At 45.3% G+C, this 23,539-nt stretch carries 16 protein-coding genes and 2 pseudogenes; 17 read left to right on the top strand and 1 reads right to left on the bottom strand.

Features of this window, described 5'->3' with window-relative positions; genetic code table 11:
* Positions 1–53: 53 nt before the first annotated feature.
* The 11 genes from AZ66_RS32625 (at position 54) to AZ66_RS33760 (ending at position 16,050) form a co-directional block, all read left to right on the top strand.
* Positions 54–1,286: a hypothetical protein gene (locus tag AZ66_RS32625; protein WP_052648501.1), complete on the top strand. Its 1,233-nt coding sequence runs from the start codon at positions 54–56 to the stop codon at positions 1,284–1,286.
* Entirely contained in the window at positions 1,252–2,373 is a 1,122-nt protein-coding gene (locus tag AZ66_RS29810; protein ID WP_052648500.1) for a KR domain-containing protein, read from the top strand. The genes AZ66_RS32625 and AZ66_RS29810 overlap by 35 nt, the downstream gene beginning before the upstream one ends.
* 16 nt (positions 2,374–2,389) lie before the next feature.
* Entirely contained in the window at positions 2,390–3,637 is a 1,248-nt protein-coding gene (locus AZ66_RS13140; RefSeq protein ID WP_044355272.1) for a MupA/Atu3671 family FMN-dependent luciferase-like monooxygenase, read from the top strand.
* The gene (locus tag AZ66_RS32620) at positions 3,634–3,936 is read left to right on the top strand and encodes a hypothetical protein (RefSeq protein ID WP_231586860.1); all 303 of its coding nucleotides are present in this window, start codon (positions 3,634–3,636) and stop codon (positions 3,934–3,936) included. The genes AZ66_RS13140 and AZ66_RS32620 overlap by 4 nt, the downstream gene beginning before the upstream one ends.
* The gene (locus tag AZ66_RS13135; protein WP_231586859.1) at positions 3,923–8,299 is read left to right on the top strand and encodes a non-ribosomal peptide synthetase; all 4,377 of its coding nucleotides are present in this window, start codon (positions 3,923–3,925) and stop codon (positions 8,297–8,299) included. Before AZ66_RS32620 ends, AZ66_RS13135 begins: the two co-directional genes overlap by 14 nt.
* A 23-nt stretch (positions 8,300–8,322) precedes the next feature.
* On the top strand, positions 8,323–12,144 hold the full coding sequence (locus AZ66_RS13130; protein ID WP_044355271.1) for a non-ribosomal peptide synthetase: 3,822 nt from the start codon (positions 8,323–8,325) through the stop codon (positions 12,142–12,144).
* Between the two features lie 291 nt (positions 12,145–12,435).
* Entirely contained in the window at positions 12,436–12,855 is a 420-nt protein-coding gene (locus AZ66_RS13125) for a hypothetical protein (RefSeq protein ID WP_231586858.1), read from the top strand.
* Between the two features lie 238 nt (positions 12,856–13,093).
* On the top strand, positions 13,094–13,483 hold the full coding sequence (locus AZ66_RS13120; RefSeq protein ID WP_044355269.1) for a hypothetical protein: 390 nt from the start codon (positions 13,094–13,096) through the stop codon (positions 13,481–13,483).
* A gap of 487 nt (positions 13,484–13,970) precedes the next feature.
* Positions 13,971–14,504 carry a GNAT family N-acetyltransferase gene (locus tag AZ66_RS13115; RefSeq protein WP_044355268.1) on the top strand — a complete coding sequence of 178 codons (534 nt, stop codon included), beginning with the start codon at positions 13,971–13,973 and terminating at the stop codon, positions 14,502–14,504.
* 137 nt (positions 14,505–14,641) lie between these two features.
* Positions 14,642–15,514 carry a phosphotransferase family protein gene (locus tag AZ66_RS13110; RefSeq protein WP_044355267.1) on the top strand — a complete coding sequence of 291 codons (873 nt, stop codon included), beginning with the start codon at positions 14,642–14,644 and terminating at the stop codon, positions 15,512–15,514.
* Between the two features lie 29 nt (positions 15,515–15,543).
* The gene (locus AZ66_RS33760; RefSeq protein ID WP_021260567.1) at positions 15,544–16,050 is read left to right on the top strand and encodes a DUF2569 domain-containing protein; all 507 of its coding nucleotides are present in this window, start codon (positions 15,544–15,546) and stop codon (positions 16,048–16,050) included.
* Positions 16,051–17,279: 1,229 nt separating this feature from the next.
* On the opposite strand, the gene AZ66_RS33560 is transcribed toward AZ66_RS33760, so the two are convergent.
* Entirely contained in the window at positions 17,280–17,654 is a 375-nt protein-coding gene (locus tag AZ66_RS33560) for a hypothetical protein (protein ID WP_082061568.1), read from the bottom strand.
* Positions 17,655–18,074: 420 nt separating this feature from the next.
* On the opposite strand from AZ66_RS33560, the gene AZ66_RS13100 reads away from it, so the two are divergent.
* The 6 genes and pseudogenes from AZ66_RS13100 to AZ66_RS31385 all read left to right on the top strand — a co-directional run bounded on the left by AZ66_RS13100 (position 18,075) and on the right by AZ66_RS31385 (position 23,473).
* Entirely contained in the window at positions 18,075–19,265 is a 1,191-nt protein-coding gene (locus AZ66_RS13100) for an amino acid deaminase/aldolase (RefSeq protein WP_044355266.1), read from the top strand.
* Positions 19,253–20,591 (top strand): annotated as a pseudogene (locus AZ66_RS13095) (D-arabinono-1,4-lactone oxidase). Before AZ66_RS13100 ends, AZ66_RS13095 begins: the two are co-directional and overlap by 13 nt.
* A 454-nt stretch (positions 20,592–21,045) precedes the next feature.
* On the top strand, positions 21,046–21,561 hold the full coding sequence (locus tag AZ66_RS13090; protein WP_021260559.1) for a hypothetical protein: 516 nt from the start codon (positions 21,046–21,048) through the stop codon (positions 21,559–21,561).
* 138 nt (positions 21,562–21,699) lie between these two features.
* Positions 21,700–22,713, top strand: a pseudogene (locus AZ66_RS13085) (IS1595 family transposase).
* 54 nt (positions 22,714–22,767) lie between these two features.
* Positions 22,768–23,205, top strand: coding sequence for a GNAT family N-acetyltransferase (locus AZ66_RS13080; RefSeq protein WP_044355265.1), 438 nt, complete (start codon positions 22,768–22,770; stop codon positions 23,203–23,205).
* Between the two features lie 130 nt (positions 23,206–23,335).
* Positions 23,336–23,473: a hypothetical protein gene (locus tag AZ66_RS31385; protein ID WP_156159958.1), complete on the top strand. Its 138-nt coding sequence runs from the start codon at positions 23,336–23,338 to the stop codon at positions 23,471–23,473.
* Positions 23,474–23,539 lie beyond the last annotated feature (66 nt).

Here is a 23,539-nt window from a genome sequence, read left to right as displayed (position 1 = left end):
TTGATGCAAGAGAATACTCGAATTTGTGGAGATCGGTCCTGGCCATACCTTAAGTGCGATGGTCAGACAGCAAAATCGGCGGCGATTACGAGAAGAAATCGGCGATCTTTATGCTGCCTGCGGAGGCAAACGAGCAATCCGCTTATGCAAGTGTGCTGCGAGCGATTGGAGAATTATGGTGCTCCGGAGTGAACGTGGACCCAGCGTCGGTTGCCCCTTTGCATGCAAGGCGACGTGTCTGTTTGCCCACTTATCCGTTTGAGCGTCACATCTACTATTTGCCACTGAAAGAGCATGAAACGAGAGCAAGTTATCAGGAAGCAGGCGCTGAGAGCAACCCCGATAGCGGCGAATGGTTTTATGCCCCAATGTGGAAGCAAACCGCTCTGCCATTCCTGACAACCCCGCTGCTTGAGATGTCAAAAGCGGAGACGGAGCATTCTGGCAGCATGGTGGGATCCGCAGGGCTAGAAGAGGCAGAGATGCATGAACAGCCGGAAAAAAAGGAAATGCAAGAAAAGCCGCTTTATCTGCTTTTATCGGATAACTGCGGTGTATCCGAGACGTTGAAAGAGGAGTTGGAACGCTTCGGCAATACCGTTATCCTGGCGCATAGTGGCGATCTTAACGATTCAATGAATGACTCCCGCCTCGTATACAACCCTGCACAGTCCGATTCTTATGAGCGGTTGATTGGTAACATCGCAGCATATCATCGTCGGTTGCCGAACAAAGTTATCCATCTCGGCAATTTGGATGCTGATCTCTCAAATAACCATTCGGATCGTTATCAGTCCTATGAGAATATACAGCAGCAAGGTCTGTTCAGTCTGGTTTCGCTTGCCCAGGCGATAGGTCTACAACACGTATTTCAAGACGTAGAATTGATCGTATTGACCGGTAATCTTCTGCAAATTGCGCATGAGCGTGTTGCTAATCCCGAGCGAGCGACTTTGGTTGGCGCACTGCGGGTAATTCCACAGGAATATGCAAGAATAGGCACACGCTTGATCGATGTGGATGTTGCCGATTTTAGCGAAGCCGTAACCTTCTCACGACGGTATGTACAACAATTGGCTATTGAAATTAGCAGCTCCTCTTTAGAATTTCTCGTTGCCTATCGAGGCTTTCATCGCTATGTACAGACAATCGAAGGGGTTAGACTGCCATTATCAGAGCAGCAAACCATCTCTATTCGCGACGGGGGGCGTGTACTTCATTACAGGGGCAGATGGAGGCATTGGCCTGTTGATGGCAGAAGCGATTGCCAAAGCGGTGAAGGCTAAGCTCATTCTTATCGGGGAATCTCCTTTGCCTGACATTTCCGAATGGGATCGGTATCTTTCCTCTGACGATACTACGGAAACGACCAAACATATTCGGAGCATCCGAGCTCTTGAACAAAACGGCTCGGAAGTCTGGTATGCAAGCGCAAGTTTGGCGGATGAAGTGGAACTAAAACAAATAATTGTCGAAGCGGAAGAACGTTTCGGTTCGATTCATGGCATGTTGATTGCATCGGAGCCGTACGATTCGGGGCTTATTCAACTCAAAGACATTCAAGAAACGACTCAGCGAATTGTTCCCTATTTGGTCGGGTTGTCTGTATTGGCATCGTCATTGAACAATCCGGACGCTTTTCTGGTGCTGTTCTCAAGAACAGTGGCTATAACAGGCGGTGCGGGTCAAATGGATCTTTGCGCTTACAACTGGTATGCGGACACTTTTGCCAAGCATCGGACGGCGACCGGTTATCCGACGCTTTCCGTGAATTGGAGCATGTGGCAGGAGGATGTATGGCTCGATAGACAGAAGGAAATTCCCCCGCAAATGAGAGAGCAGCTGCGCCATGTGCAGAAGCAGTACGGCATAGCCGCAACAGAAGGCATCCATGCGCTGGAGCGGATGTTGGCCAGCGGTTTGCCGCAAATCATCGTGTCCAAGCAAAACTTTCAAACAGCCAGCCAAGACTGGCAGTCGATTCATACCTCTCCAGTTATTATCAACTCCGGAGCAGGCGAAACACATGAGGAAGTAAGCCACAGTGCGCCAAGAAACGAAACGGAGGAAAAAATTGCGGCGATCTGGCAGACGCTGTTCGGTATTTCGGATATCGGTGTCCATCGCAGTTTCTTTGACTTAGGCGGTAATTCTTTACATGCGATCCAACTGGTGGCCCGTCTTCGACATCAGTTTCACGGCGACATACCGATGGATATTATTTTCCATCATCCGACCGTTGCCGAATTGGCTGAAGCTGTCTCGCGCTCACAGACGAAGCAAAAACAATGGGATGAAGTAGAACGCCTGTTGAATGAAATCGAGTTCATGTCCGAAGATGAGTTGCTGCACGCGCTTAGTCGAGACGGTTAGAGGGAGGTGTTGGGTGATGAGCAATTTGCAGGGCAGGTTGACTGCGCTATCGCCCGAGCAGCGGGAGCTGCTGGAGAAGCGCATGATGGAGAGAGGACTCGAATCGCTTATGGCAATTGAGGAGGAGCAGGCAGCAAGTAAGAAAGAACTCGACACGAATGCGCCCACCTTTATTCCGAAGCAGAAGCGGACTGACGCCGGAATCGATTTGAGTCTGTTCTTTTTCTCCGGCGATGGTTCGATTGAGGGACCGGACAAGTACAAGTTGCTACTAGAAAGCGCAACTTTTGCAGATCAGAACGGATTCGCCGCCGTTTGGACACCGGAACGTCACTTTGAAGATTTCGGAGGACTGTATCCGAATCCGTCGGTACTAAGTGCAGCGCTAGCGATGACGACTGAGCGGCTAGAGCTGAGGGCGGGAAGCGTGGTACTCCCGCTACATCATCCGATTCGCTTTGCTGAGGAGTGGTCGGTGGTGGATAACTTGTCTGGCGGCCGCGTTTCTGTTGCCTTCGCTACGGGCTGGCATCCGGCCGATTTTTTGCTTGCGTCCAATCAGATCCCCGAATATTACGCAAACCGCAAACAAGAGATGCTTCAGAACATCGAGCTTGTTCAGCGGTTGTGGAACGGGGAGGAAGTGCCTTTTACCGATGCCAATGGCGTTGTCCATACAGTTCGAACCTTGCCCAGACCACTTCGGCAGCCTCTTGACATCTGGATCGCGACGAATGGGAATCCGGATACATTCCGGGAAGCCGCTAAAATTGGAGCTAACATTTTAACAGGAATTACAGGGGCAAAGTTTGCGGAAATGGAGGCCAACATCGACATGTATAGGCAAACACTAAAGCAGTACGGCTTCGATCCGGACTCCAAGAAGGTAGCTCTCATGCTTCATACCTGTCTCGGCCAAAGCGACGCAGAGGTAAAAGCCAAAGTGAAGGAGCCTCTTCAAGCGTATCTAAAAACGTTTATTCGCCAGCAGAGAAATCTTATATCGGAATATTCCGATCTATCCGCAGCAGACTTTGATAGCATTGTATCCCGTGCCTTCGAATTGTATTTCGATGAAAGCGCGCTGCTTGGCACACCGGACAAATGTGAGAAACTGATTCGAACCTACAGAGACATCGGCATCGGTGATATCGCTTGTCTGATCGATTTCGGGTTAGATCATGAAACGGTAATGAACAGCTTGACATTGCTTGCTGAATTAAATCGACAATTTTCGCTGGAAAGGGAGAGAGTTTACGTATGAAGTCGATCCAAGATCGGATTAAGTCGCTATCCCCGGAGCAAAAAGCTTTGTTCGAGAAACAGTTGAAGGCTCGAAATATCGATTCTGAGTTTGAGCTTGGCTCTGAGCAGGCAGCGATACCGAGGAGGAGTCATCAAGGCTCCAGTCCGCTATCCTTCGACCAGGAACGGTTATGGCTTTTTAACCGGATGCATCCCGAATCGCATACGTACAATGTCTACGGCGCAGCTAGATTGAAAGGCGAACTTCTATCACGAAGCGCTAGAGCGCGGTATCAACGAAATTGTGAAGCGACATGAAGCATGGCGTACCGTTTTTGACCGTGTCGATCCCGTTCAAACCGTACTTCCGGAATTGCAAGTCAGCGTACCCCAGGTCGATCTGCGGCATCTGCACGAAGAATCTAGGGAAAGCACTGCTCAGGAGTTGATGCGCGAAGAAGTTCAGCGCCTCTTTGATCTTCAGACGGGTCCGCTTATCCGCTTTAAACTATTCACCTTGTCGGACACGGAAGCGATGTTGGTGCTTACCATTCACCACATTGTCATTGACCGAATTACGTTCTCCATTTTCTTTGAGGAACTTATGACGCACTATGAGGCCGCGCTTGCTGGCGTTTCCGCCAGCCTCCCCGAACTGCCCATCCAGTACGCCGATTATGCCCAGTGGCAGCGTACCTATTTGCAGGGCGAGACTAGAGAGAAACTGCTTCAATTTTGGAAAGAACAGCTCATGGATTGCGAGTACATCCTGGACATCGAAACCGACTTCCCACGGCCTGCGGCCATCACCTATAGGGGTGCCCGCGTCTTTATTCGTTCCCCGAAGGATGTTCTTGATCGCTTGAAGCATATTGCGAAACAAGAGAATGCGACAGCTTTCATGGTTGTGATGGCAGCATTCCAAACGCTGTTGTATCGGTATACAGGGCAATCCGATATTATGGTCGGAACGCCGCTTGCCAACCGGAACCGAATCGAGATGGAAAAAGTGATGGGTTACTTCTTGACGATGGGAACGATACGCAGTCGGATGACTGGCAGCATGAGCTTCCTTGATTTGCTCCGCAACTTGCGCGAGACCGCAATGGATGTGTATAGACATCAGGAGATGCCAATCGGGTTGCTGCTCGATGAGTTGCGAGTGCCCATCGACCCAAGCCGCAATCCGCTCGTGCAGGCGGTTTTTGTATATGTCGATGTGCCGGAAGAAAAGTTTACTCTGCCTGGATTGACAGTAACGACTGAAATGATCGATGGCGAAACGGCCAAGTATGATGTGACGATTGGTCTTTCGGAAACCGAGTATGGCCTGGAAGGGTTCCTCGAGTATTCGCCGGATCTGTTCCGCAAAGAAACTTTCGAGCAAATGGCTGTTCATTGGGATCGCTTGCTGCGAAGCATTGCAAACGACCCGCAGCAATCTCTTCATGAGCTGGATATGTTAACTGAAGACGAGTATGCGCAGGTTGTCCACGAATGGAATGATACGGACAAATCGTATGCTTCAGATTCATGCTTACATCATTTGTTCGAAAAACAAGCGCAGGCTGTGCCGGATCATACAGCGATCATCTACGGCGATCAAACGATGACATATCGCGAATTGAACGAACGTGCGAATCAGATTGCGCACGCGTTGAAAAAGGCGGGTATCGAACCGGAGGCGAGAGTCGGTCTGTTCCTTGAGCGATCGCCTGAAATGATTGCCGCCATGTTGGGCATTATGAAAGCGGGAGGCGCCTATGTCGCCTTGGATCCATCCTTTCCGGAAGAGCGAATCCGGCAAATCGCGGTCGACTCCGATATTGATATCGTCGTGTCCCGGAGAGAAGGAATCATTGACGATTTATCGTCAATCCGGCACATACTGATGCTGGACGAAATATGGGAGTCGATTCAGGAGGAAAGCGCTAATAATCCGTTATGTGTAGCGACTACCGATCATTTGGCCTATCTGATGTTTACATCGGGTTCTACCGGTAAACCGAACGGCGTTTCTGTCGAACATCGCAGTCTATGCAACGCAGTCACCGCTTCGAATAGTTTGCTTGGCATTTCGGAAAACGATATTGTGCTGCAGTTTGCTTCGCCAACGTTTGATGCGTCGGTATTCGAAATATTTTGTACACTGACCTCTGGCGCCGCTTTATGTCTAGTCAGCCCGGAAGCACGCGCAGGTGGGGAGGCTTTGTTGCAGTTCTTGAAGGAGAATTGCGTAACCTCGTTGCTTCTGACACCATCTATTCTGTCTACCATGGATCCACATCGCTTGCCGCCATCGCTTCATACGATCGCTACTGGGGGTGAAGCCTGCTCCTTCGACATTCGAGATTGGCTGTCTGAGAGCAGGAAAATGTTCAATTTGTATGGTCCAACGGAAACGACTATTTTTGTAACCATGCATGAGTTTACGGCCGAAAGCCGACCTACCTGCATTGGCCGTCCGATTCCCAATACGCAAATTTATATTCTAGATAAGCAGTTGGCGCCCGTGCCCGTCGGTGTACGCGGAGAATTGTATGTAAGCGGTGCTAACGTAGCAAGGGGATATTGGAACAATCCGCAACTAACGGCGGAACGATTTGTGCCCCATCCATTCCATGATGGCGTACGCATGTACCGAACCGGCGATTATGCCAAATGGTTGCCGGATGGAACCATCGAGTTTCTCGGAAGACGGGACGATCAAGTGAAAATAAACGGTATTCGTATCGAAACCGGGGAAATTGAACGGCATTTGGAACGTCATCCGAATATTCATCAAGCCTTTGTTGCCGCGAAACAGATCGCTTCCGGGCATGATCGGCTGTGTGCTTACTTCCGCTCGGATCGCGAGTTGGACGGGGAAGAATTACGCGCTATGCTGACAGGCAAGCTTCCTACTTATATGATTCCGACCTACTATACGCGTGTGGACAGCTTTCCGGTGACGTCTAGCGGGAAGTTGGAGGCCAAGCTGTTGCCTGAGCCCGCTGAACTGGGCAATTCGGAAGACGAGTATACGCCTCCTGAAAGCGAGACAGAGAAGGTACTGGCCACAGTTTGGGAGGAGGTTCTCGGGGCGAAGAATATTGGACTTTCCAGTAATTTCTTCCATTTAGGCGGAGATTCGATTATGGCGGTTCAAATCGCTTCCCGATTATTTAAGAAAGGCTGGGAGCTTGAAATGAATCGGATTTTCATACATCCGGTTTTGAAAGATCTTAGTCGAGAACTGCGCCCTGTAGGCAACTGTATCGAACAAGGGATGGTAACGGGGATTGTTAAAGAGACACCGGTCATCCGTTGGTTTTTCGAGAGCGGACTTGGCCATACGTCGCAATGGAATCAAGCGGTCATGAACTATGCCGAAGCCGGTTTGGACGAAACGGCTGTGCGCAGTTCGCTTGAAAAGCTGGTAGAGCATCATGATATGCTGCGTCTCGTCGTGCGTGAAGACGGGGACCTTCAGCAGCTGTCGATCTGCGACTTGGAACAGCAGCAGTTGGATCTGGATATCATTTATTTGGATACGATAGAGTCTGTGGATGTTGAAATTACTAGGCACGCAAATCTGCTGCACGAAAGTATCGATCTGCACAACGGACCTTTGCTTAAAGCAATTTTATTTAAAACGCCGTCAGGGGATCATCTTTTGCTGATCGCCCATCATTTGATCATGGATTGGGTCTCTTGGCAGATTGTGCTGGAAGATTTTGAAACCTGTTACGAACAGGCGATCAGTCATGAGGCGATTGCATTGCCATTAAAGACGGACTCATTCCAGAAGTGGGCCGAACAAGTGAACCGATATGCCTGCAGCGGCGAATTATTGCGTGAGATTGATTATTGGGCGAACGTCGAGCAAACGCTGTACGTTCCTATTCCGAAAGATCACGTCTGTTCCGACTATCGTATGGGCAACGAATCGGAAGTGTGTCTAAGTTTGACGGTATCCGAGACTGAGCAACTGCTTAAGAAGGTTCATCACGCTTATAAGACGGAAATCAACGATATTTTACTAGCAGGGCTCGGTCTCACACTGAAGGAATGGACAGAAGTGGATCGAATTGTCGTGAACTTGGAAGGCCATGGACGCGAGCCGATTGTCAAAGAAATAAATATGACACGTACGGTCGGCTGGTTTACGACGCAATTCCCCGTTGTCCTTCATATGGCGCAAGGCAAAAACTTGCCGTATACAATTAAATCGGTCAAAGAACAGCTGCGACGAGTACCTAATAATGGGATTGGTTATGAAATATTAAAATATTTGACGCCTAAAGAGCAACTGGCCGAGCTCACATTTCGGTTGCGACCCGAAGTCAGCTTCAATTATTTGGGTCAAATCGATAGAGACATGCGCAGGAAACGATTTGAACCATCCTCCTATTCTATGGGACGCTTAACGTCAAGTGATGCCGACAGGACGTCTAGCCTACTGCTAACCGGTTATGTGCAGGATGGTCGCATGCACTTGATTATCGCCTATAATCGGCTTGAGTATGATAAGGAAACGATGACCGCTTTGCTGGAACGGTTTCAAATGAACTTGAGAAGCATTATCAAGCACTGTGCCGAGCAGAAGCTTAATGATCCAACGCCAAGCGATCTGGGGTACGGTAACTTATCTTTAGAACAATTGGAACAAGTTTACGGCCTTGTCGAGTCTGTCGAGTAGCGCCGTGATGACAGGAGGAAGCCATGAAGCCAAAGGATAACATCAAACGAATTCATCCACTTAACCCGACCCAGGAAGGAATGTTTTTCACTTCACTTGTGGACAAAGCGTCGCGACTTTATTTTGTGCAAATGGAAGCCAATCTGTATGGGGAGTTGAATGTGCAGCTTCTGGAACAAAGCATGAATCACGTCATTAAGCGCTATGACAGCTTGAGGACGGTCTTCGTGCATGAGAACTTGCCTCAGCCTCTACAAGTCATTATGCATGAAAGGACAATGAAGATCGCTTACGAAGATTTATCACTTTTGACAGCGAACGAACAAGACTCGTATCTTCAGAGTTGGAAGATGACCAATAAAGAACGGGATTTTAACCTGGCGAAAGATCTTCTCCTTCGAATAGCCGTTTTCCGCATCGGTGATGCAGCTTACAGGCTTGTATGCTGCAATCACCACATCATTTTGGATGGATGGTCATTTTCCAATGTATTCCGAGATCTTCTTGACTGTTACAGTATGCTGCGGGCTGGGAAAGCTCTTCAGCAAACAGAAGAAATACCGTATAACCTTTTTTTGGAATGGTTGGATAAGCAAGATCGAACCGCAGGAATCTCTTATTGGAAAAATTACTTGGATGGCTATCGCCCCCTTGAAGGATTGCCAGCGTCGAACCAAGAAATGACTCGCTCTTCGACGACCTTTGAAGGAAGAAACGTCCTTTTTAATTTGGGCAAAGATAGAATGGAACGTCTTCAGCACATCGGCCGTATGCATCAGGCCACGATCAATTCGGTCTTTCAAACGGTATGGGCACTCGTAATTCGTTCGTATACCAGGAGTGACGATATCGTGTTTGGTGCTATCGTATCCGGCAGGACGGCTGAAATTGAAGGCATTGACCGGATCGTAGGGCTATGCATGAATACGATTCCCGTACGGATTCGGATTGATTCTTCTGATACCTTTGCCGAATGCGTACGCAAGGTGCAACTAAACGCACTTTCGTCGATGAAATACGATTTCATTCCTTTCCGTGAGATTCATCATGCAACTGATTTGAAGCATACGGTGATCGATCATTACTTGATCTTTGAAAATTTCCCAATCGACCGGAATTTCATGGATGATCGGGCATCCATGAACAGACTCGGATTTGCAATCGCCGATTTTCATACGCAAGAAGTCGACCATCGTTTGACCGTTCATGTGTTCCCGGAAGAGGCGCAAATCAAGTTCAGTTACAACGAATCTCTTCACGACCCGTGGTTCATCGAACAACTTCAGAAGCAACTCATTTACACTATCGATCAATTGATTGCAGGGGACACCGTCCGTACTGTTCCTGTCAGTGACATAAAAATGATTACTGAAGATAACTTGCATAAATTACTGCATCAGTTTTTCGTAACAGCCGACAGGACGGAAGCGAAAACACTTCATGACATGTTTGGCGACCAAGCCAAACAAACGCCGGATCTGCCGGCGCTCTTATACGAAAGCGATGTGCTAACCTACCGGGAGTTGGACGAACGCTCGAATCAAATGGCGCATGTTCTACGCGCACACGGCGTTGGACCTGAGGATCGAGTCGGTATCCGCACTGTCAGATCGACGGAGTTGGTTATCGCCATACTAGCCGTGCTGAAAGCAGGTGGAGCCTTTGTGCCGATCGATCCAGAGTATCCGGAAGATCGGCAACGCTTCATGATTGACGATAGTGGCATGAAGGTGCTGCTCGCAAGCGGTTCCCTGGCGGAAATCAGATTCGCTGGAATTACAATCGATTTGAACGACGTCGCGATCGATGCCGCGAACCGTTTACCCCTGCCTTCAACAAGCGAATTGAATCATTTGGCCTATGTGATATACACGTCAGGAACGACCGGAAGACCCAAGGGCGCACTCATTGAGCATCGTAACGTTGTGAATACGGTTTTATGGCGAAAAGAAGAGTACGATTTTGGCGCGAACGATCGCGTCCTCCAAATCTATTCGTTTGCTTTCGATGCGTTCCTATCTTGTTTATTCCCGCCACTCATGTCAGGCTCGGCAGTTGTACTAGTATCCGATCAAGATGCAAGAGATCCCTTAATGCTCCGAAGCGCGATCCGGGAACATCGCGTGACTCATATCGATTGTGTGCCGAGTCTCTATGCCGCGCTGTTAGTTTGCCTAAGGGAAGAGGATGCATCAACACTTCGAGTTGTGACATTAGGTGGGGAAAAGCTTCCCGCGAAGCTTGTGGAGCGAAGCAAGGAGGCTTTTCCGCGAATCGAATTAACGGATGAATACGGACCGACCGAGAACAGCATCATTACGACTATTGAGCGGAACCTTGGCCCGGAGCGGAAATTAATGATCGGCAAACCAATCGCCAATGTCAGAGTGTATATTCTGAATGAAGCGCGCAAACTCGTTCCTATCGGCGTCAAAGGTCAATTGTGGATAGCAGGCTATGGGCTATTCAGAGAATATCTGAACTTGCCGGAAGTGACGCAAGAAGCATTGGCGGACGATCCGTTCGTTCCGGGAGAAAAGATGTATCAATCCGGAGATATTGCGCGTTGGCTCGACGATGGACGCTTGGAATATGTCGGCCGATTAGACGATCAGGTAAAAGTTCGCGGATATCGGATTGAACTGACGGAGATTGAGGAAGTGCTGCGCAATCATGCGGATATTGAGGATACGGCCGTTCTTGCGTGGGAAGGCGCGAATGAAGAAATATTGCTATGCGCTTATTACGTTTCCATTAACTTCTTAACCCCGGAACAATTGAGAGAGCACTGTTCCGCGCGATTGCCTGCCTTTATGATTCCGACCCACTTTATCTCGCTTGAACAGTTGCCATTGTCACATAATGGGAAAGTCGACCGCAAAGCGCTGCATCAGCCGGAAGATATCATTATCGAACAGAAAAATGCAGCTGCGCTAAACCAATGGGAACACCGTTTGGCCGCATTGTGCCAAAATCTTCTGGACAATCACAGAATCGGAGTGACGGACGATTTCTTCGAGGCGGGCGGAACTTCCTTGAAGGCGATGATGCTCGTTTCGCAGGTGAGTCGGGAATATCAAGTCGATTTACCGCTCCAGGTCATTTTGGGAACCCCAACGGTCAGAAGCATGGCCTCATATTTATTGAGCACATACCGGATCGAACCGAAATCCATTATGTTGATGAATAAGAAGGGGAAGAAGGCCATCTTTTGCTTTTCACCGCTGGGCGGTCTGGGGATGATTTACTTCGAACTTGGCAAACAACTGGACAAAATGTCTGTCTATTCGCTTGATTATATCGATCACCCGCACCATATGGAACATTATATTGCGCTGATAACCGACCAGCAGCCAGAAGGTGATTATTCGTTGCTAGGTTATTCGTCAGGTGGACATTTAGCTTTCGAGGTGACCAAAGCGATGGAAGCGGCCGGTCATCGGGTCTCCCAACTCATCCTTCTCGATGCTTACCGCAAGAAAGAAGCCAGTTCTCCTTCTGAAGCGCTGCTGGAGGAAATTTGCGATCAGTATTTGGCCAGCCCAATCTTCCAAGATTATCAGTTCGCTGAAAAAGACCGAGGGAGGTTGCAGCGGTTTCTTACATACTTCTATAATCTGGAAAATAGTGGCACCATACAAGCAGACATTCATCTTATACGTTCTACAACTTCGACAGACGGGGACTATGATCGCGATTATGTAGAATGGCACTCGGCGACCTCGGGAAAAGTCGTTATTCATCAAGGTATCGGAGGACATGAATCGATGTTGAACGTGGAGCATGTGGAAGCAAACTCTATGATTATCAAAGATATTCTATCCGGCTCAGCGCTTGTAGTGTAACTCGTGTATGTAACTAACATGCACCATTGTGGAGACTAAATCAATTAAAACGAAGTTGGTGAGTATGTAGATAGTGCCAACTTCGTTTCTTTAAAATATGAACAGGAGGTGCAGCGCTGGTTTCGCGCTGCATAGATGGCTATGATAAACTTAACTCCATTATTTGGGTTGAGCGATGGTTTGGGCTAGTGGCCAGTACTATTACACAATAGAACCACATTGTTATAGGATGTCAGCGCCTTCTTCGAGAGACTTACAAATTCAATATCTTTTTATTTACCGTTTTTTGATTTGATTGATGATACAGATGAGGCATCTAGTTTTGAAAAATTAATTAGACAATTCAATATCAAACTCGATATAACGGAATTATATAATAAATATTTATCATACGGCGAAGGAACTTATAGTGTTGGCAAGGGGGATGTTCTTGTATTTTTTAAGAGAAATGATAAGGAAAGTTTTATATTAATAGATTTGTTTCATGATTTTACCGATCAGCATAATATGGTGAAATTAGGAGTACGCAGTTCAATTGAAAATTTTGGGGCAATAAAGGATGTATTATATAGTATTTACAAAAGGGCAGAAATTAAAAGTAAAATAAATGAAAGTATTGATTTGCTGAAACAGGAGATATCAGAGTATCCCATAGAGATTCGATATGGAGATCTAACGTACATAAAAAACATCTCTTTTGATACTATTTAAGCATTTTAAAGAAGGCAGATACATCATATAACACCGTATCTACGCTGCGGGCTTTGCCCTTGGTTAGCAAGGAGTAGTAGGCAGAGAAGTTACTCAGCTGACACCCCTGCGAGGCTAAGTACGTCGAACCCGGTCGCATGCGCTCCCTAAAGCCTCTCGGGTTCGTAGATACAACAACGTTATACGAAATCAGTGCAAACCATTTACTTTGATAATTTTATATATCGAGTGGTCTTATTTGAGAGAAGCTGGATTAAATAAAACGGGAATAAGTGTAATTAACTCGATTGAATTTGAAGTAACAGGCAATAAAGAAGAAGTATTCGCGTTATGTTTGGAATCGATACGTAGTGTGAAAAAAAGTGAAATTGAACTGTTAAACAAGGATAAAGGTTTTTTTACAGTAAATGTTGGAGTGAATTGGCGTACTTGGGGAGACTTGATACAATTTGATATAAAGGAAATAAGTGATCAAAAATGCAATGTCATCATTACAAGCAGACCTACCATGGGAACAACATTAATAGATTTCGGGAAAAACTTAGACAATATAATTAAGTTAACAAACGATCTCAAAGTAAAAACACAAATTAAAATAAAAAATAATAGTTGTAACATAAATGAATAGTAAATTCGATCCATAAAACGATACGATAGCTTAAGACTGTAAGGATAAACTTGTTAGTAATGAGAAGAAGGCGCTGACATCCTATAACACCATTGAGGATAATCTTCTACAATTAATGAGACATAGGCCAAAATCTATTCCAGCATGATGATTTTCATGTGGGAAATCTTATCATCAAGGATAACCAACTCTAAGGAGTAATAGATTTTAATAGATTCGATTGGGGTGATCCCGTTCATGAATTCCTAAAGGTAGGAATGTTTAGTTCAGAAGTTAGAATTCCTTTTTCAATTGGTCAGATTAGAGGATATCATAAAGACACGGAGCCTGATGATCTTTTCTGGAGATTGTATTCACTTTATTTGGCGATGGATAAGATTGATAGAGTGTTAGAAGACCATGATTATTTTAGACTTCTTAAACCGAAATGGTATATCCATATTTGAAGGCTAAAACGAGTACCAATTCAGGAGCATGGAGGGGAAGTATGCTATACGGACAACGAGTAACATTAAGGCCAGTTGTTGAAGATGATTGGGAACAGCGATATGAATGGCTGTCCGATCCTATAGTTAACCGAACGTTACCATCAGGAAGTGGTATACCCCTAACACCGGCGGTAGTCAAAGAACGTGTACGGGGGTATGCGCAAACAGATCCGTCAGCTGTCTATTTTACCATTATAAAAGAAGACGGTATCCCGATTGGTAGCACCCAATTGTTTAACATCCATCCTTGGTCCAAGCATGCCGAATTTGGTATTTGGATTGGGGACAAGACGGTATGGGGACAAGGTTATGCTACAGAAGTGATAGGTGTTGTCCTAGGTTTTGCGTTCGAGCGTCTAAACCTGCATAAAGTGTATTTGACGGTAGATGCTGATAATCCTGGTGCTATTCGAAGTTATGAAAAGTCAGGTTTCAAGAGGGATGGCACACTAAGAGACGAAGTCTATAAAAATGGTCAATATGTTGATCGTATAATAATGAGTATTTTGAAGCATGAATATTTAAAGCTTTAGTGGTGATTCAGGAAGGCAAGTACGCCATATAACATTGAGCTATCTAAGGTTGTGGCCTTTCGTGAATACCAGAACGTTATAGGAAATCAGCCAAAAATTCAAGCTAGAAAAACATTTGTAATTGAAGGAGTTTAAATATGATCTCTACATTCATTCGACGTATTCAAGAAGTTTACCCAAATTTACATATTCAAGATGTTAAACAAAATGAGATCGGACAGAACAATGATGTATTTATTCTTAATCAATCTCTCGTCTTTAGGTTTCCTAAATATAAGCAAGGATTAGAAAAATTAAAACGAGAAACGGAGTTATTGGAATCTATCAGTAAAACTGTAGCGATACCGATTCCCTATCCAGCCTATAAATCTTTTGATGAAATGGTGGTAGGTAAGGCTTTCATGGGCTATAAGCTAATTGAGGGTTCTCCTTTTTGGAAGGAAGAACTGTTTAATATCAAAAGTCAAAACCTTACGAATGCAATTGCCTCACAACTTGTTACTTTTCTAATTGAACTTCATTCTATGGATATACCGAAAGCTTTTGTTTCTCAAAAACAACATGAAAGTGTACATAGAACTATAGAAAATCTATATGTAAGAATTAAAGAGAAACTCTTTCCTTTTATGCGAGGAGATGCACAAGAAAAAGTAGTAGAAAACTTTACTGGATTTTTGAATAATACATATAATCAGAATTTGGAGCAAACCTTTATCCATGGAGACTTTGGAGCAAGTAATATCTTATGGGCTCCAAAAGAAAACAGGATTGCAGGAGTTATTGACTTCGGAGGTTCCGGACTTGGGGATCCAGCATATGATTTTGCGGGAATTCTCTCCAGCTATGGAGAAGAGTTTTTTGAAATATGCACGAATTTATACCCGAATGGAAGGCAAATTTCAGAACGAGTTCATTTTTATAGAAGTACCTTTGCTTTGCAGGAAGCTCTACATGGGTTAGATCATAATGACCAAGAAGCTTTTGAAAATGGAATTAAAGAATTTAGATAGAAAAACTGAGATAAAAGGGAGTTTTCTCAATGGAGACAAATGTTCAAGAACAGAAATATGACCATCTGCCATTAGGTATATCTGGGCTAGGAGGCTGGTTGATTCTCGTACAAATCGGTCTTTACTTAACGATGATTCTATTAACGGTGCAACTATTCCAGCATTCATTACCTGCATTCAGATCCGATACATGGGAAGTACTAACGTCATCAACATCACAATATTACCATCCTTTATGGGAACCTGTACTTATTTTCGAGGCGATATATAATGTGCTATTTTTATTCTTCTGTATATTTATACTCATTAATTTTTATAGAAAGAAGTCCACATTACCTCGGCTAATGATAATTTTTTATAGTGTTAGTTTAATCATTGGGGTAATTGATTATCTATTAGTAATTCAAATTCCCTTAGCGAGTGAACTGGAAGATGGAAGCTCATTAAGGGATATAGTGAAATCTGTAATAACATGTGCAATTTGGATTCCCTATTTTATGAAATCAGAACGTGTACATAATACGTTTATCAGGTGAATCGATGAAGATATAGACTTCGATGGATATCGCTCAAGTAAAACGGACTAATAAGACGGATGAGGTTCCCAGACCGCCAGACCGCCAGACCGCCAGACCGCCAAATCGCTGGAGTTGCTGGAAAGCTATGTTGATGGAGAATGCGCTATTCTGGTTATTGGCTGAGTGCTGCCGTTTCATACCGCGACTTTGTAAGCCAATAAGCTGATTATCAGCAACAAGCGTACCGGATGTGCAGGAAGTGGGGTATAGTCACCGTATTCAAGCCTCGAGGGACAAGCCCACTTGGTCTGTCCAGAGGCATTTCAAAGAAGTGGAATTGGTAGGGCTAAGTCTAAGTGGCGGAGCCACCCGGCAGCAAGCTGTCGTAAGCCTCTCGAGTTCGTAGATACAAGAGGCCTTAGCGCAATTCCTAATGAAAAAAGACTATTTAGACAGTTCAAAAAAACACAACAATATAAAGGAATGATTGCCTTGAATCTTAACTCATTATATATGAAGGACAGGTCAACTATATCATTAATAGTAAAGAACAAGCCATTTTATTATACCTAACAAAGTAAAATACATTTAAAAACAATAAGGAATTTACAATAACGACATGGGAACAAGAAAAAATATATAGCTCACTGACTCAAGACTATAAGAACAAGAAAATAGATGCGAGTATATCAGGAAGTTAGGACTTGAGTATATCATCGTATTCACGCATCGCAGCCTAACGGCTGCTCGATCCGCTCGTAGGTTTTCAGAAAAGAGAAGTCAGGTGGACAACCCTGTGAACCTAACCACGCTGTGGCCGCTCCGTTGGGGTTAAGGTTCTAGGGTTGGTACGATATCAAAATATAAACGGTCTATTAGGTTTAGACATACTGTTAAGCGGGAAGTTTCAAATTGATTTAAATATACTAGAGTCAAGGAGTCTGCAATAAAAATTGCAGGTTTTTTTATAAGATTTTGGAGTGTTGCAAGGAAGTCTCAGAACACCATGTCTACACTGCGGGCTTTGCCCTTGGTTAGCTAGAAATGTAAAGCAGAGGCGGATTCAGCGAACAAACCACCTGAGTGGCTAAGTCCGTTGGATCCGGTGCGCTGCACCGGGTTCGTAGATACAGCAACGTTATGTTGCGTTCAATAAAGTCGGCAGTCTAGGACGATAAATAAGCCCTAGACTGCCGCTGTTGTAACAGACTATTATTTTCTTATCTCAAAAGAACATTTATTTAGATCTATTGTCTTATAATAAGAATGTCTCGAGGAGGTACTCCAGTGCTTTGAATTCGAGATATTTCCGTGTTAGTAAGATTGCGGCCTACCAAAACGAATGAAGATGTGACGTTGTTGAAATTGAAATTGCCTAAGTTAGCTACATTTTGACTGCCACGGAACACCCGGAATGACCCCTGAAAGTTAATTCTCGAAAACAGGACAAGTGTTACTTCATTTCTTTGCACAACATTTCTGAGTCGGAAGCTTGAAAGCACATTGTCAAATCGAAACGCTCCAAGATCACGAACCGCAACCCCTCCACGTCTGAAGAGGATCCGGCGACCAGTAAAATTGGTACCTGACCAAAGAGCAAGACGTACATCTCTGTTTGCCAACTATATCACTCCTTTTTCTAAGGATGATATAGTGTATGCAGTTCTTTAAGAATGGTATAGATAAATTGAGTAAGGTAATAGATTGATTTTAATTTGATATATTTCGGAATCTAAAATGATTTATCCAGAGGGCATGACTTCACCTAACACCGCATTCATGCAGGGATATCGCCCTTTGGTTGTCAGATGTATAATCATGGTAGATATAGCAAACAACACATGACCCAGCCTAAGATAAGAGCTATCTAAGGCTGGGTCGTTTCGTGAACACAGTAACGATACAAGAAATGGCTATAACGCTCTCCTGATATAAGATCGTTTGTAGACAAAAACACCAAAGAAAATTGGGTTATCTCTCTATTGTTAGAATATTTATAATACAAGAAATCGTGTATCTTCAGACAAAGGAGGCCGAGTTGAGTGCGTGATTACCGTTACTATAAAGAAGTCTGCACGGGGCTTCCGATGCCCTTTGCCTTCGTTGATCTGGATCTGTTACAGCAGAATATTCAGAGCGTTCTCCACCTTGCGAATGGAAAAAAAGTCCGCATTGCGAGTAAATCGATCCGCTCTGTTGATGTGCTTCGGCGCATTCTACAGGAAAATGCGCAGTTTCAAGGGATCATGTGCTTCACGGTGCCCGAAGCACTCTATCTTGCGCAGCAAGGATTCACCGACTTGCTGCTAGGCTATCCTGCGACGGACGCACGACTGCTCGAGTCCGTCGCCATGCATCAGCGTGAAGGGCGCAGCATCACGCTGATGGTCGACTGCGAGACGCATGTCGAGCAGGCGGAAGTGGTAGCCTCCAAGTATGGTGTGAGGCTGCCGCTCTGTGTGGACATCGATATGTCGATCGATGTCCCGGGGCTGCATTTCGGCGTATGGCGCTCGCCTATACGCTCTACAGCTGCGGCGCTCAGCCTCATCGAGCGCATCGCGCAGTCGAAGCACGTCGTGCTCGACGGGCTCATGGGCTATGAAGCGCAGGTCGCAGGCTTAGGCGACCGTGTGCCTGGGCAGGCGCTGAAGAACGCGATCGTGCGGTTGCTCAAGCGCCGCTCAATTCGTGAAGCCGCTGCCAGGCGAGCCGAGCTGGTCGCGGCGATCGAGCGCCTGGGCATTCCACCGCTGCGGTTCCTGAATGCAGGCGGCACGGGCAGCCTGCATTCAAGCAGCATGGAGCCGGACGTCACCGAGGTTACAGCCGGCTCGGGGTTCTATTCGCCCGGTCTGTTCGACCACTATCGGGACTTCACCTTGCTGCCCGCCGCAGGGTATGCGATCGAGATCGTGCGTCAGCCGCGAGGCGATCTCTACACTTGCTTGGGCGGCGGATACACGGCTTCGGGTGCTGCAGGCAGCGACAAACTGCCGCGTCCATACCTGCCGCAAGGTACGGCACTTCTTACGATGGAAGGGGCAGGCGAAGTCCAGACGCCGATCCGCTACAACGGGCTAGAGAAGTTGAAACTCGGCGATCCGATCTTCATGCGTCATAGCAAAGCAGGAGAGTTATGTGAGCGATTCGCACATCTCTACTACATTTCGAATGGCAGTATCGTTGGCAAGACAACGACATATCGGGGGGACGGACTATGCTTTCTGTAAATTTGAAGGAACGCAATTCGAAAGTATGGCGCAATTGGTCAGGACTCGTACGCGGATTGCCAAGAAGCATTGTATATCCGGGCAGCATAGAAGAGGTAGTCGGGATTGTTAAGGAATGTGCCGCCGAAGGACGGAAGCTGCGTGTTGTTGGATCCGGACATTCATTTACCCGACTCGTCCAGACCGATGATGTATTGGTCTCCTTGGATCAATTGCAGGGTGTGATTGCTATTGATTCGGAGAAGGGGATTGCCGAGGTGTGGGGTGGAACAAAGTTGGACCGTCTCGGGAAAGAATTGCATGACTATGGGGTCGCGCAAGAGAATCTGGGCGATATTAAGTGCGCAATCCATAGCAGGAGCGATCAGTACAGGAACACATGGGACAGGGGAGCGGCTCGGGAGTCTCGCAACGCAAGTGGTAAGTTTGACGGTAGTGACAGCGGCAGGGGAAATCCTCGAATGCTCAGCCCAGCAGGATGAAGAACTTTTTCGGGCGATGCAGGTGTCACTAGGGATGTTCGGGATTATCGTTAAGGTAAAGCTTCGCGTTGTACCTTCGTACGCTCTCCGCTATACAAGCAGCAAAATGCCATTCTCCCAATGCCTTGAACAGCTTGATCTATTCAAAAAGGAAAACCGTCATTTCGAATTTTTTTGGTTTCCTTATACGGATATCGCTCAAGTAAAACTGACTAATAAGACGGATGAGGTTCCCGGAACGCCAAGCCGCTGGAGTTACTGGAAAGTCATGCTGCTGGAGAATGCACTATTCTGGTTATTGTCGGAATGCTGCCGTTTCATTCCGCGTCTTTGCAAGCCAATAAGCCGATTATCAGCAACAAGCGTACCGGATGTACAGGAAGTGGGGCATAGTCACCTTATTTTCGCGACGCCGCGGCTGGTTAGATTTAATGAAATGGAGTACAGTGTACCGGCAGACCGTATGCGAACTGTACTTGAGGAAATACGTGATGCAGTAGATCGGAATCAATTTGTTGTTCATTTTCCAATCGAATGCCGTTATGTTCAGGGAGACGATATATGGCTCAGTCCGGCGAATGGACGTGATTCTGGCTATATCGCTGTACATATGTACCGTGGGATGGAGTATGCCGACTATTTTGCCAAAGTAGAGGAGATCTGTAGACGGAATGGCGGGAGACCGCACTGGGGCAAGATGCACACGCTGCGCGCGGAGCAGCTACGTACGGTATATCCGAAGTGGGATGCATTTCTTCGTCTTCGTCAAGAGCTTGATCCTTCGGGCGTATTCTTGAACCCTTACTTGACAGAAATGCTGCAACAGAGCGAGCAGGCGCACTAGCTAACGGTTAACGTAACGAGCCCTTGATAGCTCGCACAAACAAAGCCCCGAATCCGGCGACTAAACTAAAAAGGACTTCTTTCTTCACATAACGGAATCTGCTATGGGATCATTAAAAACAATAAAACACTTTTAAAGAGAAAGCATGACCCTTGGGGAATCGACTTGGATTAAAGATGATAATTGGAACTAAAGAAATTTAATGGAAGAATGTGGGACGGAATTTTGTGAATAAAGGAACTGATTCGGGAGCAAGTCGAATAAGTCGGGGATATTTGCTAACAAAGTATTCATGCATCAGTTCTACTGCCTCTTGGTTGTCAGATGTATAATCATGGAAGAGGCTCAGGCGATAAACGCCCCAGCCTTAGATAAGAGCAATCTAAGGTTGGGGCGTTTCGTGAATACAAAACGTTAGGCGAAAGTCCTGAACGTATAATTGGAGGGGCTTTTTATGAAGGTATGGCGAAAGCATCCAGATCCAAACAATAAATACGGAGCCACATTTACATTAGGTGAAAGTGACACAGATTTGCCTAGAAATGCAATTATCTCAGTAACTCGTGGAGAGAAATTTGATTTTATCAGAATAATAATAAATGGTATTGTAAATGAATTTGTAAAGAAACAACTCACCAAGAATGAAAACCTAATATATGCGAAACTCTCAGGGCAATTGCAGGGGGGAATTGGTCAAACGGTTACAATTTGGAGAGATAAGGAATCAATGAATAGGTTTAGAGCTAAGGGAGCACATAGATTTGCAAAGAGATTTTTTTCTTGGGTTTTCTATGGCGGCAAAGTAGAAGCATATTTTTTAACTTGGAGAATAAAAGAGATTCCAACTGAAATCGAAATCGAAAAAACAATTAAGGAATACGGTAGATACTTTGTAGGAGGAAAACTTGTTAGACAATCAAAACAACCAAACAGTACATTAGAAGTTGAAAGTGTAGGTAGAAATCGTTAAGGGTAACATCACATTCACGCCTCGGCTGCTGCCCTCGGTGACAAAGAAGCAATTATGCAAAGGCTGTTTTCTGATATATTGTTGCTATATTTCTGTTATAATTAGGTTAAAAGGTTTGTCTGTTGGGAGTTATAGCACATGGACTGGAAGGCTGTTTATGGCGATTTTAGCGATTTACCTAAGTCTGAACAACATTCATTGTTTTAAGCCATTAAAGATACGCTTTTCCCTGAACCCAAAGAGGACATTGCCAATATGGTTGGAGAAATTCGGGAAGTGCGTTTCAGCAGTGGCTTGGCGTGTGTCCATTGTGGTAGTGTCAACAACAAACGTAACGGCAAATATCGTTCCCGTCAGAGATACATCTGCAAAGGCTGTGGAAAATCATTTAATGATATGACGGCAAACCCCGATTTCAGGAACCATTATCCTCACAAATGGCTAAAATACTTTCAAATGATGGTAGATGGGGTTACGTTGCCAAAAATCGCAGAAGAATTGGAAATCCACGTTTCCACTGCTTTCTATTGGCGATACAAGATTTTAATTGCATTGCGTTCAATTGGCTTTTCTACGTTGAAAGGCATCATCGAGAGCGACGAAACGTACTTTTTAGAAAGCGATAAGGGCAAGAAATCTGTCACGAATCAAAAACCTCGCAAACGTGGTGGTAAAGCGAAGAAGCGTGGCATCAGCAAAGAGCAAATCAGCGTGGTTGTCGCTCATGACCGAAACGGAAACGTTTTGTCAAAAGTTGCTGGACGTGGACGCACCACTGCCGATGAAATCGACCAAACACTGAATGGGTGTCTTGAAAAAGAGGTTGTCCTTTGCACCGATTCTGCCACAAACTACAAAGCATTTGCGAAGCAAAAAGGTATTCCACACGAAATCATTAACGCCAGTAAAGGCATTCATGTCAAAAAAGGTGTACTTCATATCCAACATGTCAATTCCTATCACCAACGTCTAAAAAAATGGATAGAACTCTTTAATGGTGTAGCGACTAAGTATATGGACAACTACTTGTCCTGGTTCCGCTTTTTAGAGTTGCATAAACAATTGAACAAAAACCTTCGAAAACGAACTATGGTGTTGGAATCTTGTAAAAAGGCGAACTTTATGACAGTTGGTATGTTTAAAACTGGATAAAAGTATATTGCTTTAAATACATTACGAATACATGAAAGGAACGAACTATACAACATGGAAATTAGGAAACCGAACATTTTGGAACTTGAAGAAATTTTGATGCTTTCACCTCAAGCCTTGTTTGAAGGGACAATGGGCAGAGTAAAACCTACTGATGAGAAAATTAAACGACTTATTGAGCCGCTTTTGGAGAAGGGCTGTTATTACTTAATAGCAACAGAAGATTCTAAGTTAATGGGCTGGATTCTAATTGGGGCGAGTAAAGACCAATTTACCGATATGGTGATTGGCTTTATCTATGAACTTTATGTGAAGCATGAATTCAGGGGAAAAGGGATTTCTAAGCAGTTAATGAAAAATGCCATTGACCATTTAAAACTAGAAGGATACCCTGAAATTCGTCTGGGTGTCTTTGCAGAGAACCATGCTATTCAACTCTACGAAGAAATGGGGTTTTCTGCGAGAAATATTACTATGAGTTTACCAGTGTAATAGAACAAGTCTTTTATGAATAACGCATAGGGTGAAGCTGCTCATTACATAATACTACTTGAGGAAACAGTGGTTTTCTCAAACCGCTCAGATAATTACGGGTTCTCCTGACATGAGGAGGTGTAATGTGATGAACAAGAAGAACGATGCGAAGCATAGTTCCAAGCAAGTAAAAAAGAAATTAGGTGTTCCAAATCTTGATACGGAATTTTCGGCAGAAACAGGCGCTGGTGCAGATGAAAAAGCCTCTAAAAATCGAACTTCGTGATTAATGAGTTGACAGCGTCCCTGCGTTCATAATGAATGCGGGGGCGCTGTTGTTTTGTGAAGAAAG

Source organism: Paenibacillus sp. E194 (genome assembly GCF_000935845.1).
GTDB lineage: Bacteria > Bacillota > Bacilli > Paenibacillales > Paenibacillaceae > Paenibacillus_B > Paenibacillus_B alvei_B.
The sequence above is the reverse complement of the archived record's forward strand: the minus strand, read 5'-3'. Positions and strand labels throughout refer to the sequence as shown.